Origin of the sequence: Bifidobacterium sp. ESL0798 (assembly GCF_029395415.1) — a bacterium.
In the GTDB taxonomy this organism is placed as follows: domain Bacteria; phylum Actinomycetota; class Actinomycetes; order Actinomycetales; family Bifidobacteriaceae; genus Bifidobacterium.
This window is the reverse complement of sequence record NZ_CP113914.1, coordinates 1,084,854-1,096,812: the sequence shown is the minus strand read 5'-3', so window position 1 is coordinate 1,096,812 and position 11,959 is coordinate 1,084,854. Positions and strand designations below refer to the sequence as shown.

Annotated in this window: 9 protein-coding genes, 5 tRNA genes and 1 pseudogene; 2 read left to right on the top strand and 13 right to left on the bottom strand. The window is 57.0% G+C overall.

Annotation, left to right across the window (positions count from 1 at the left end; all coding sequences use genetic code 11):
• Positions 1-137 precede the first annotated feature (137 nt).
• The 12 genes and pseudogenes from ruvC to OZX74_RS04570 form a co-directional block, all read right to left on the bottom strand.
• Entirely contained in the window at positions 138-719 is a 582-nt protein-coding gene (gene ruvC / locus OZX74_RS04625; protein WP_277157342.1) for a crossover junction endodeoxyribonuclease RuvC, read from the bottom strand.
• Between the two features lie 6 nt (positions 720-725).
• The gene (locus OZX74_RS04620) at positions 726-1,481 is read right to left on the bottom strand and encodes a YebC/PmpR family DNA-binding transcriptional regulator (protein ID WP_277157341.1); all 756 of its coding nucleotides are present in this window, start codon (positions 1,479-1,481) and stop codon (positions 726-728) included.
• A gap of 53 nt (positions 1,482-1,534) precedes the next feature.
• Positions 1,535-2,724, bottom strand: a pseudogene (locus tag OZX74_RS04615) (glycosyltransferase family 4 protein).
• 70 nt (positions 2,725-2,794) lie between these two features.
• Positions 2,795-3,709 carry a phosphatidylinositol mannoside acyltransferase gene (locus OZX74_RS04610; RefSeq protein WP_277157340.1) on the bottom strand — a complete coding sequence of 305 codons (915 nt, stop codon included), beginning with the start codon at positions 3,707-3,709 and terminating at the stop codon, positions 2,795-2,797.
• A 256-nt stretch (positions 3,710-3,965) separates the two neighbouring features.
• Positions 3,966-4,622, bottom strand: coding sequence for a CDP-alcohol phosphatidyltransferase family protein (locus OZX74_RS04605; protein WP_277157339.1), 657 nt, complete (start codon positions 4,620-4,622; stop codon positions 3,966-3,968).
• Positions 4,623-4,651: 29 nt separating this feature from the next.
• A complete protein-coding gene (gene thrS, locus OZX74_RS04600; RefSeq protein ID WP_277157338.1) occupies positions 4,652-6,685 on the bottom strand; it encodes a threonine--tRNA ligase in 2,034 nt (677 codons plus the stop codon).
• A 298-nt stretch (positions 6,686-6,983) separates the two neighbouring features.
• Positions 6,984-7,056: transfer RNA gene (locus OZX74_RS04595), tRNA-Gly, on the bottom strand.
• 71 nt (positions 7,057-7,127) lie between these two features.
• Complete coding sequence (locus OZX74_RS04590; RefSeq protein WP_277157337.1) at positions 7,128-8,075, bottom strand: cation diffusion facilitator family transporter; 948 nt, start codon at positions 8,073-8,075, stop codon at positions 7,128-7,130.
• Between the two features lie 205 nt (positions 8,076-8,280).
• Positions 8,281-8,353: transfer RNA gene (locus OZX74_RS04585), tRNA-Val, on the bottom strand.
• Between the two features lie 48 nt (positions 8,354-8,401).
• Positions 8,402-8,474: transfer RNA gene (locus OZX74_RS04580), tRNA-Val, on the bottom strand.
• A 39-nt stretch (positions 8,475-8,513) separates the two neighbouring features.
• Positions 8,514-8,584: transfer RNA gene (locus OZX74_RS04575), tRNA-Cys, on the bottom strand.
• A 30-nt stretch (positions 8,585-8,614) separates the two neighbouring features.
• A tRNA-Gly gene (locus tag OZX74_RS04570) sits at positions 8,615-8,687 on the bottom strand.
• Between the two features lie 227 nt (positions 8,688-8,914).
• Here OZX74_RS04570 and OZX74_RS04565 point away from each other — a divergent pair.
• On the top strand, positions 8,915-9,793 hold the full coding sequence (locus OZX74_RS04565; protein ID WP_277157336.1) for a PAC2 family protein: 879 nt from the start codon (positions 8,915-8,917) through the stop codon (positions 9,791-9,793).
• Between the two features lie 141 nt (positions 9,794-9,934).
• Here the strand turns inward: OZX74_RS04565 and uppP are convergent, their stop codons facing one another.
• Positions 9,935-10,849, bottom strand: coding sequence for an undecaprenyl-diphosphatase UppP (gene uppP, locus OZX74_RS04560; RefSeq protein ID WP_277157335.1), 915 nt, complete (start codon positions 10,847-10,849; stop codon positions 9,935-9,937).
• A gap of 296 nt (positions 10,850-11,145) precedes the next feature.
• Here uppP and OZX74_RS04555 point away from each other — a divergent pair, with 296 nt between their 5' ends.
• Positions 11,146-11,937, top strand: coding sequence for a fructosamine kinase family protein (locus OZX74_RS04555; protein ID WP_277157334.1), 792 nt, complete (start codon positions 11,146-11,148; stop codon positions 11,935-11,937).
• Positions 11,938-11,959 lie beyond the last annotated feature (22 nt).

Genomic DNA, 11,959 nt, shown 5'->3' with positions numbered 1-11,959 from the left:
CGCTCCCGCCGCAAAGATGAGTTAATCCAACTCGACCAAGCATGTATCAATCAATAATTCGAAATCTGAGCGAATCGAGCCTTCACTTGAAAACTGAAAACCGAACCTCAGAAGTATTCGAACATCTGTTCGATAGCTTACATGCCCCTATCGACGCTGTGGCGTTTCTTGGCGTGCTGCTGCGCCTGCGCCCATTGGCGCTGGGCCAAGGTGAGATGCTGCTCGCGTTCTCCGCCCTGGAGCGCACCGGAGGGACGCAGCGCATGGCATATCGCCTGTGCCAAGGCATCGGCCGCGTCGGCGGGTTCCGGAATCTTGTTGAGGTTCAGGATACGCGCGACCATGCGTTCCACCTGGATCTTTTCGGCGCGTCCGTTGCCGGTCACGGCCATCTTGGCTTCGGTCGGCGTGTGGAGGGCCACGGGAATCCCGCGTTGAGCCGCGGCAAGCATCGCCAGTCCGGCTGCTTGTGCCGTGCCCAATACCGTATTGCGGTTTTCCTGCGCGAAGACACGCTCGATGGAAACGGTGTCCGGCACGAACCGGTCGATCTTCGCCGCCAGTCCGTTGTAGATGGCCAGAAGACGAAGATCCTGCGAGATATGCGGATCACTGCGCACGACATCGACATGAACAAAAGAAAGCCGGCGCGACGCGTCGGCTTCAATTACACCGACCCCGCAGCGGGTAAGCCCGGGGTCGACGCCAAGAATAATCACAGCGAATTACTCCGCATCCAGCTGTTCCATGACCTCGTCGGAGGCGGTCCAGTTGCTGTAGATGTTCTGCACATCGTCAAGGTCGTCGAGGTTGTCGATCAACTTGGAGACCTTCTGAGCATCCTCAAGACCAAGATCGATCTCGGTCTTCGGAATCATGACCAGATCGGCCGAATCATAGTCGACATTGGCCTTCTGCAGAGCCTCACGAACCGCGACCATGTCCTCGGGTGCGGTGACGACGACGTAGACTTCGCCCTCGTCCTTGACATCCTCGGCGCCAGCCTCGGCGGCGACCTCGAAGATGTTGTCGTAATCGAGCCCCTCGGAAGGCACCACGATCTGGCCCTTACGCTCGAAATTGAAGCTCACGGAGCCGCTGGTGGCCAGCGAGCCGTTGCCCTTGGTCAGCGTGGAGCGCACTTCGGCGGCCGCGCGGTTGCGGTTGTCGGTGAGGCACTCGATAATCAGCCCAACGCCGGCAGGCGCATAGCCTTCATAGTTGATGGACTCGTAGTTGGCAGCGCCGGCCTCGGCACCGGAACCGCGCTTGACGGCGCGCTTGATGTTGTCCGCCGGCATGGAGGCCTTCTTGGCCTTGACGATGGCGTCATAAAGGGTCGGATTGCCGTCCGGATCACCGCCGCCCAAACGGGCCGCGATCTCGATGTTCTTGATGAGTTTCGCGAACAGCTTGCCGCGCTTCGCGTCGATGGCGGCCTTCTTGTTTTTAGTGGTCGCCCACTTGGAATGCCCTGACATATTGCTCCTAGCAGGTATACGAATACGTTAAACGTAACAATTTTAAAGCAGTTTCACGACAATACACGGGCGTAGACCTCCAAAACGCGGTCGGCCACTTCAGCCCAGTCGTACTGTTTCGAATGTTCAAAGCCCGCCTGACGCAGACGTTGCCGACGTTGTGGGTTGTCCAGCAGCGAAATTATCCGACGCGCGCAATCATGCCCGTCGCCATTGGCAAACAACGCCGCATCCTCACCGTTTTGAGCGACGGCCGCAAACGCATCAAGGTCGCTGGAGACCACGGCGCATGAGGCGGCCATGGCTTCGACCAGGACGATGCCGAAACTTTCACCGCCTGTTTGCGGGGCCACATAGACGTCGAGTGATTTATAGAACCGGGCCTTGTCCTTGTCGCTTATCCTTCCAAGGAATTCGAAGCGTTTGGCCAACGTCCCGGTGGAATCGACCTTGGCGAGAATCTTCAAGGCATCCTGCTCCCCAGTTCCAGCACACAGAAACCTTGCGGAGGGATAGCGTTTGATGATGTCGTTTGCTGCCCGAGCAAAAACGCTGAATCCCTTGCGGGCCTCTCCCATACGTCCCAAAAATCCGATGGTCGGCCGTTCCGGGGTGCCCTGCCAGGTTGCCTTCGGCTCTGCGTTGGCGAAGAACCTGCAGTTGATTCCGTTGGGGATGACGTTGTATTCGATATCGCGCGGACCATAATGATCGACAACTTTTTAGCGGCTTCGGAGACGCAGATACCTGCGGAAAGCGGGGAGAGATAGCGCCTCAGATAGCCCTGGAAGAAACGCAATGCCAACGGATAGGGGTCGAACGCGGCATGGAAGGTGCCGACGAACGGCGGATGGTGGATCATCGTCAGCGGCTTGTGGCTCAACGACGGGGTCTCCGGTTCGTGCAGATGAACGATATCGAAATGGCCCTGTTTGACCCAACGCCGGGTGCGCGGGCCGACGAAACCGAAATAACTGAGGCGTGCCACCGATCCGTTGTAGGGTATGGAAAACGAGGAATCGTTGGTGGTCACCCACAACGGCATGTCCCTGGTGCGTCTTCCGGGCGCAAGCACCTCTACGGTATGCCCGCGTTTCATCAGTTCCTCCGCGAAATCACGGATGTGGAACTGAACGCCGCCAGGCGTCTCAAACGAATACGGGGAGATGATACCGACATTCAGTTTTCTGCCATGAAGCGGATCCGGGCGCTCGATGGTCTCTTCGTTTTCTACATAGGACATGATTCTTCATTCTGCCATAGCTTCGGTATTTCGCGGTTTGATTCCTGGCCAATCACCATAGAGACAATAATCACTTTCCGATGGACTTGGTGTTATCGTCTGCATTGATCTGTCTGAGTTCGGCCAACACGTCATCGGGTACATCCTTGAGTCGGGACATATCCAAATCCTCGACGAAAATCGGCTGCAGCATGTGCCAATCCTCGGGATGCGCAGCAATATCACGGCTCCACACGTCCACCCATGCCTGACTGATGGCGTGAATGGCCTCTTCACGAGGCAGACCGCGGAACTGAGCGATATCGATCGGAGCGCTGAGATCGACGACGTAACCATAGCCGATGCCCGCTTTGCGTCGTGCCTCGCCGTGAAGCCTCTCGCGGAACATATTGACCACGAACAGCGGCTTGCCGGTATCGAGAGCCAGCGTCGCCGGCCCCCGCGCCACCCTGATGGTGGAGCCGAAGGCATGCACAAATTCACCGTACCGGCTCAAGTCACGGTCGGCAAGCAGAGGCACCAAGACGTGCGGCTTGGAAAGGGCATCCTCGAGTTTTTCGATCAGATGCGGTTGGCCGGTAAGCAAGACGGTGATATCCATGCGCTTGCGGATCTCGATAAAGGTGTTGAGCAGTTTCTCGTTTTTCAGCCGTTCCGCGGTTACCGTTACCGGCGCAAGCACGTTGGCCGCAAGGAATCCTTCGTAATCCCAATTTCCCTGATGGCTAATGGCCATGGGAGCGCTTCCTGGATTATCGTGTACCAGTTCCTTGCAAATCGGCAGTCCTGGTCCGATTGGCCGAGCGCGTGCAAGAAGCCGTTCATCGGATTGACCGTCAACGGTCATCGCTTCTGCGAAATAGGTGAAATAGGAACGCATGCCTTGGAGACTGGCTTTGCGGAGGCCCTTTTTTGAAACCGAACCGTCCCGTGATTCGAGAACATGACACAGGTTGCGTTCGAGCTGTCCCACTCCCCCCGACATGCAGCAGCCAGCAAACGTCCGCCGCAAACAAAAAGAGACCGCGCAGCAATGGTTCAGGGACAACACGCGGATGCTTGGCGAGAAATATCAGAAAATTATCAAACATATCGGTAATCGGTCTTTCGGAAATCTTGAAGATAATCGGTTCAATCGATTCATGAGTTTCGGGCTTGTACAAGTAAATCAAGCTTACTTATACGCGAAAGCCCGTCTCGTATCATTACGACAACGATATGAGGCAGGCTTTGCGAAACGGTCAGATGGCGCCGTCGGTCTTCATCTGCCGGCGTACTTCGAGAATACGCTGGAACACGGTAATCGTCCCCAGCACGGCGAGAATGACGATAAAAGCCATAAGCCATCGTGGATCGCTGAAGATGCCACTCAGGAGCATGCCGACAAGGATGATGACCAGGCGGTCGCTTCTGGTGGCGATGCCGTTTTTGGCCTCATACCCTACCGATTCCGCTCGGGCACGGGCGTAGGAAGTCACGAATGAAGTCATCATTGCATACATCGATGCACCGACGCCTACCCAACCGATCACATCGTCCATGTCGACGGTGCCGGAGGCTATTGACATACCACCATGCAGCAGGAAATACAACACGACCGCGACCAAAACCGCCCAATCGGCAATGCGGTCGAGCGTCGAATCCAGGAAAGCTCCGAATTTGGTGCCTCCCGTGGTCAACGCCGCCACCGATCCGTCCAATGAATCGAACGCCGCAAGAATGGCCAGCAGTATGGAACCTGGGATGAGCCAGCCGGTGATTCCCGTGGCAATGGCCACGAGAATCGTACCGACTGCCCCGATAACGGTCACTGCGTTTGCCGTCAGACCCACCGCCACCAACAGCTTTGCTATCGGGGCGATGAGGCGTTTGAACGGTGGTCGTAGTTTCTCAAGCATGCTTTAGCTTTTCCTTGGGGCAGGTTTTCTTACTTCGTCGCTTCTGCGAAATCATCGGCGTTGTTGACCTGGGCACGGGACTTGATGACCTTCAGGATATCGGCCTTGGCCGTCTCGACCGGCACGCCGTTGAGCTGGCTGCCGTCGCGGAAGCGGAAGCTCACCGCGTTCTTGTTGACGTCATCCTCGCCGACGATCAGAGTGAAGGGAACCTTCGACTTCGAGGCATTGCGGATCTTCTTGCCGAAGCGGTCGTCGGAAGTGTCCATCTCGCAGCGCACGGTCTCCTGCGTCAGGGAATCGATGAACTTGCGCAGATGAGGCGCGAACTCGTCGGCCACAGGAATGCCCGTGACCTGGACCGGGGCCAGCCAGACCGGGAAGGCGCCGGCATAATGCTCGAGCAGGATGGCGAAGAAACGCTCGATGGAACCGAATAGGGCGCGGTGAATCATCACCGGGCGCTGGTGGGTGCCGTCCTTCGCGATGTACTCGAGCTTGAAGCGCTCGGGCAGGTTGAAGTCGAGCTGGATGGTCGAGACCTGCCAGGTGCGGCCAATGGCGTCACGGGCCTGCACGGAGATCTTCGGTCCGTAGAAAGCGGCCCCGCCCGGATCGGCGACGAGCTCGAGCTTGGATTCCTCGGCGACCTCACGCAACGTCTCGGTAGCCTCGGTCCAGATCTCGTCGCTTCCGACGAACTTCTTCTCGTCCTTGGTGGAAAGCTCAAGGTAGAAGTCGTTCAGGCCGAAGTCCTTCAGGACCTTCAGCACGAAGTTGAGGATGGACTTCAACTCGTCCTTCATCTGCTCACGGGTGCAGTAGATATGGGAATCGTCCTGCGTCAAGCCGCGCACGCGGGTCAGCCCGTGGACCTCGCCGCTCTTCTCGTAGCGGTAGACGGTGCCGAACTCGAAGAGGCGCAGCGGCAGCTCCTTGTAAGAGCGCTGGCGGGACTTGAAGATGAGGTTGTGCATCGGGCAGTTCATGGGCTTCAGGTAGTAGTCGAAGCCCTGCTTGGTGACGTTGCCGTTCTCGTCGCTCTCCTCGTCGAGGTGCATCGGCGGGAACATGCCGTCCTTGTACCACTGCAGGTGGCCGCTGGTCTCGTAGAGGCCGCCCTTGGTGATGTGCGGGGTCTGCACGAAGCTGTAGCCGGCCTTGCGGTGCATCTCACGGGAGTAATCCTCCATGGCGTTGATGATCGCGCCGCCCTTCGGGTGGAAGACGGCCAGGCCGGGTCCGATCTCCTCCGGGAAGGAGAAGAGGTCCATTTCAGCGCCCAGCTTGCGATGGTCGCGCTTGGCGGCCTCCTCCATGCGGGTCTGATAGGCCTTGAGATCTTCCTTGGAAGCCCAGGCCGTGCCATAGATACGCTGCATCGACGGATTGTGCTCGTCGCCGAGCCAGTAGGCGGCGGCGGTACGTTCCAGCTTGAATGCCTTGATATAGCGGGTATTGGACAGGTGCGGCCCTTGGCAGAGGTCTTTCCAGACGATATTGCCGTCACGGTCAAGATTGTCGTACATCGTGATTTCGCCCTGATTCGGCACCTCGGTGCCGACGGTTTCGTCGATGTCTTCCTTCTTCTTGCCGATGAGCTCGAGCTTGTAAGGCTGGGCGGCTTCCTCGGCCTTTGCCTCGTCCTCGCTGACCACACGGCGGCGGAACGACTGCGAGGACTTGATGATGCGCTTCATGCGCTTGTCGATTTCCTTCAAGTCATCGGGAGTGAAGGGCTTGTCGACGTCGAAATCATAGTAGAAGCCGTTTTCGATGGCCGGGCCGATGCCGAGCTTGGCATCCGGTCGAATCTCCTGGACGGCCTGCGCCATGACATGGGTGGCGGAATGGCGCATGATCGCCAGGCCGTCCTCGCTGTCCAGAGCGATGGGTTCGACGGTGTCGCCGTCATGAAGCGGGGTGTAAAGGTCACGAGGCTTGCCGTTGAGACGTACGGCGATGATGTTCTTGTCATCGGCAAAGAGATCGGTGCCGGTCTTGGTGGCTTCCACCTCCTTTGCGCTTCCGTTGAGTGTGATGGAGATGGTTTGTTCAGCCATGGTAGGTGTCCTTTGCTTTCAGGGTCCGCGTTACTAGGGGCAGACCTGGACGGTAATTCAACAGTGACAACGATATTGGTTATGCCCGACATGAGACTAAAAGCAATATATGTTTAAGGATTCTTACTGTGCAGGGGTTGACAGATATACCTTATTCGGGACACTCAAGGCCGTTCGGCCAAGCCTACGCCCGAACAAGGCATATCTGCCAACCCCAGTCAAGATTGATAAAGAACAACAATTAGTATCTAAAATATTATTGAGATTCGTTGGCACTGCCGTGATGGGAGGGAATGAGAGCGGACAACGGGACTCGGACCCGCGCTCTCGACCTTGGCAAGGTCGCGCTTTACCAACTAAGCTATGTCCGCAAAAGACAACAATCAAGAAATATACCGGAAAGATCGGATTGTTGCAACTTTCGGCGGGTTGAAAGAATAGGTCACTCGCCATCGGGCTTTCGGTACAGATCAGGTTCCACGTAGATTTCGAAACGGTAGAAAGGCAATGCTTGACGCACTGCGGATTCGATCTTGTTGACGGTTTCGACATCGTAGTCACGGTCGAGTTTGGACGTCTGCACCTTAAGACATAGCAGGATATCGTCTTCGGCCATATGCATGGCCTGCATGTTGATCAGCCGGTCCACCCCGCTTGTCTGCTCCACGGCATCTCGAATGCGTGAGACCATCACAGGCTCCACCGCCTCTCCGATAAGCAACGAACCCGATTTGAACCCGAGCGCCACGGCTCCGACGATAAGGATGACGCCGACGCACATGCCGCCTACGGCATCCCAGATCTCATCACCGGTAACCAGCGCCAGGGCGATGCCCAAGCCGGCGAATACCAATCCCACGAGAGCCAGCGTGTCTTCCATCATCACCGAAGCGAGCTCGGCGCTTTTGGTCTTTCGCCAGAACGCGAACAGATTGATGTCGCCGATCTTCAGCGTCTCCATGCGCTCTCGGGCTTCACGAATCGAGGTATGCAGGCCATAGCCTTCCAAGCACGCCGAAATGACGATAACCGCCAAAGAGGCCAGCAACTCGATTGATTCGACGTCTCTCGGCAGCGAGCCGTTGGCAAGCCCGACAAGCTTTCCGAAGCTCTGTGACGACGAGAACCATCCGCCCACGAAGAACAGCAGGGTCGCCACGAGAAACGAGGCAAGGTATTTGGCCCGGTAAAGACCGAAAGGATGGTCCCGGTCCGACTTCGCAGCAGCCCTGCCGCCCACCATAAGCACCAGTTCATTGGCGCAATCGGCCACGGAATGCACCGCCTCGCTCAGCATGGCCGACGAGCCGGTGAACGCGGCCGCAAGCCCTTTGGCGACCGCCACTCCGACATTCGCCAACAACGCGGTCTTTACGGAATCACTTGCCATTCGATCTCCCAAATTATTTTCGCAATATATCTAATGCTCGGAAATCCAATGATAGCGGCAGGCAATGAACGATATCTGCATATCAGAGGACCTGTGATATGCCATTCATGGCGATGCGAATCAAAAATGATGTCAGACCACGACATCAAACAGCGACAGAATAATTGAAAGAACGAGCATAAAATGCTGACTCGTAAGAAAACTGTGGGTGATGCTGGAATCGAACCAGCGACCCCTTCCGTGTGAGGGAAGTGCGCTAACCGCTGCGCTAATCACCCGATTACTTTGAATTATGAAACAAAAACCGGAGTTTCCTCCGGTCCTTGTGGGCGATACAAGATTCGAACTTGTGACCCCTTCCGTGTCAGGGAAGTGCGCTAGCCTCTGCGCCAACCGCCCAGGTTGTTTGGATTCGGAAACCAAAGGTTTCCTCTTCCGAGGTGGGTACGAGAGTCGAACTCGTCTATACGGCTTTGCAGGCCGCTGCCTAACCGATTGGCTAACCCACCGTAAGGTCGTGTACAACTCCTCGGACCTAGAGCGGACAACGGGACTCGGACCCGCGCTCTCGACCTTGGCAAGGTCGCGCTTTACCAACTAAGCTATGTCCGCAAAGTCTCAGTGGATTTCTCCACCGAAGCACGAGAGATAACTATATATGCTCTTGCCCGATTTTACAAATGGCTGCGTGTCGCCGCGGAATATCAATGTTCTGCAGGATAATTGGTCACCTCAATACGGTCTGTGGCAATGTCTGTTTCTACTCCCGTAGATGAAAGTCATTCACCGATGGCTTAAGCCCTCAAATTCCAAGGTTTCCACCAACTACATTAGGATTCATGACAATTGATGCGAAAACAACGAAGCCTATGATGGTCTGCGCTTTCGAGGGGTGGAACGACGCCAGCCAGGCAGCCACCAACGTGATCCGGCATCTCGTGGCCACATATGAATCACGCGAAATCAGGCATATCCGCACCGACAGCTATTACGACCTGCAGTCCGCGCGTCCGATGATCTGCCACATCACCGGTCAGGCCCGTATCGTCTGGCCGCAAACGACCTTCTACGAAATCACGGTTGCACCCGAAACCCGTATCTATGCCCAGATAGCCCCCGAACCCAATTACCGCTGGATCGATTATTGCCGTCACTCCCTGCGTATCGCCGATGAACTCGATATCAGCGAAATCGTGACTCTGGGATCGATGTTCGCCGACTGCCCGCACACCCGCCCACTGCCCATCGAAGAATCAGCGTTGCGACGCGGCGAATCAAGCATTCGCGGAGGTGCCGTCAAAGACTCCGAGAGACACAGCAAAGGTGGTAACCCCTACGACGGTCCGGTCGGCATCCCCACGGTGCTCGACATGTTCGCCGAGCAGGAAGGGTTCAGCACCAATTCGATGTGGGTCTCCGTACCCCAATATCTGGCCGGGGACGAATGCCCGCAAGGCTCGTTGCAGTTGTTGCAGAGGCTTTCGCAGATACTCGGCGTCGAGCTCGATGCCGGAACCCTGCCGCAGCAATGTGTGACATGGAAGGCGCAGGCCGACGTCCTTGCCAATTGCAACGACGACCTGAAGTTCTATATCCACCATCTTGAATCCAAATACGACCTTGACCAGCAGCTCGACAAGTTGGGCGACGGCACGGTTTCACGCGGCGACGCGATAGCCCAGGAGGCCGAGGAATTCCTTTCGCACATCCAAGACTGAATATCACGCTCAACGGATATTCGAATTACTTGTAGGCCGATAACCGCCAGATCATTCAAATGCAAAGTGGCCTGCCGAACTTGGGATCGGCAGGCCACTTTGCATTTGTTAGTATTAGCTCACTCAAGCCCATCGGGCAGATCAAATCAGAGCAGCCATCGGCGCAATCAGGGAAGAAACGGCCTCTGCCGCAACAGGAGAGGCCTGAAGCACGCCGGCAATCAAAAGAATCGCGACCACGACGGCGATGATGATGCGGTAGACGGCGAATGCCTTGTACGAGAACGTCGAAACGAATTTCAGGAACGCGATGATCACGAAATAGCCGACCAGGAAGCTGACCACCATGGCGGCCAATGTCGCACCCCATCCCGGGAAGTTCGGCTCGCTTTTGTAATCCTCGACCGCTTTGAGAGCTTCAAGGACGCCGGAGCCGAATACAGCGGGAATGGCCATGATAAAGCTCACACGCACGGCATCCTCGCGCGTATAGCCCATCGCACGGCCGAAGGTGATGGTGCCGCCGGAACGGGAGACGCCGGGAATCAGCGCCAGCATCTGGCCGACGCCGAAAAGCAGGGCGTCTTTCCAATTCATCTCGCGAACGGTCTTGCGTTCGGGGAATCGCGCGTCAACGACCCACAGAAGGATGCCGAAAAGCAGAAGCACCGTGACGGTGATCCACAGATTGCGCAGCGTGGTCTCGATGGCCTTCTGGAAGAGGAGGCCGGCGATGAGGATGGGAATGGTGCCGATGATGATGTACCAGCCAAATGTGGCATCACGGTCGCCTTTGCCAAGCCGTGATTTCCAGTCTTTGCCGCGATGGCCGAACAGGCAGGAAAACCAGTGGGCCAGAATATTGGCGATATCACGGCGGAAATAAAGGATGACCGCAAGCTCGGTGCCGAGCTGGATGATGGCGGTGAACGCGGCACCCGGGTCGGAATGAAGCATCAGCTCGCCGACAATGCGGATATGCGCGCTTGAAGACACCGGAAGGTATTCGGTGAGCGCCTGGACCAGTCCCAGAACGATGGCTTGGAAGAAATTCATAATCCCTCTTTGTGCGTATCCCCGCCGGGAAACGGCCCACATTCACGTATCGATATGGTGAGTGTCTTGCGGGGGTTCGTGTCTAACGTGTTCAGATTACCCAATATCTCGGAACTTCGGGCGCCCTCGCATGGGATTGTCTCACATCGCTCACACAATCGAAACCACAGGACCGCGTGAGCGCGCGGGACGGACGTCGTGCGACGAATCACGAACCGGTGAAATCCATAAATCCATCGTGCGCAAGCTGGTAGGATTCCTGTATAGCCGCTAAAGGCGGAACAAGGGGTGGCATCATGGCAACATATCGTAAGAGCAGGGCGTTTGCGCCAAAGGGATTCTTCGAGTGCGAAGGCAAAGGCCTCAAATGGCTGGGCGAGGCCCAATCCCAGGGCGGCCCGCGTGTGGTCGACGTGTACGGTTGGGGTGACGGCTGGCTCGATATCGAACGGGTGAACTCCTGCTCCCCTACACCCAAGGCCGCGCATGACTTCGGTGCGGCGCTGGCGCATATGCACGACGCAGGCGCCGACTATTTCGGTTCGGCCCCGGCCGATTATGACGGGACATGCTATTTCGGGCCGTTGCAGGACCCTGTGGCGATGGACACCGGCCAATGGACGAATCCCGTGGATTATCTGGGCGAAGGACGTCTGCTGCCCATGGTCAGGCTCGGCATCGAACGCGGTGAACTGAACGACAACGACCTGAAGATGACGCAGGAAGTCATCGACGCCTTGCCGGATCTGCTCGGCCCTGCCGCCGAAGACAAGCCGGCCCGGGTGCACGGCGATCTGTGGAGCGGCAACGTGATGTGGACCGACGATTCAGGTCAGGCCGAGGCGGTCCTGATCGATCCGGCCGCGCACGGCGGTCACCGCGAAGAGGATCTCGCGATGCTCAATCTTTTCGGTATGCCGTATCTTGACGAGATTCTCGACGGCTACGAATCGGCACATCCGCTCAAAAAAGGCTTCCCGGATCGAATCACCATCTGGCAGCTCTATCCGATTGCCGGGCACTGCGTCTTCTTCGGCGGCGGCTATGTCAGCGAATACCGTGCGATGTGCCGCTCCCTGCTGTCCTGAACGGCACAGGGAAACCGCACAC

Coding starts and splice junctions, on each gene's coding strand:
- thrS (WP_277157338.1), bottom strand. CDS start 6,685: ATGGCTGAACAAACCATCTCCATCACACTCAACGGAAGCGCAAAGGAG.
- OZX74_RS04605 (WP_277157339.1), bottom strand. CDS start 4,622: ATGCTTGAGAAACTACGACCACCGTTCAAACGCCTCATCGCCCCGATA.
- OZX74_RS04590 (WP_277157337.1), bottom strand. CDS start 8,075: ATGGCAAGTGATTCCGTAAAGACCGCGTTGTTGGCGAATGTCGGAGTG.
- uppP (WP_277157335.1), bottom strand. CDS start 10,849: ATGAATTTCTTCCAAGCCATCGTTCTGGGACTGGTCCAGGCGCTCACC.
- OZX74_RS04555 (WP_277157334.1), top strand. CDS start 11,146: ATGGCAACATATCGTAAGAGCAGGGCGTTTGCGCCAAAGGGATTCTTC.
- OZX74_RS04620 (WP_277157341.1), bottom strand. CDS start 1,481: ATGTCAGGGCATTCCAAGTGGGCGACCACTAAAAACAAGAAGGCCGCC.
- OZX74_RS04610 (WP_277157340.1), bottom strand. CDS start 3,709: ATGTCGGGGGGAGTGGGACAGCTCGAACGCAACCTGTGTCATGTTCTC.
- OZX74_RS04565 (WP_277157336.1), top strand. CDS start 8,915: ATGACAATTGATGCGAAAACAACGAAGCCTATGATGGTCTGCGCTTTC.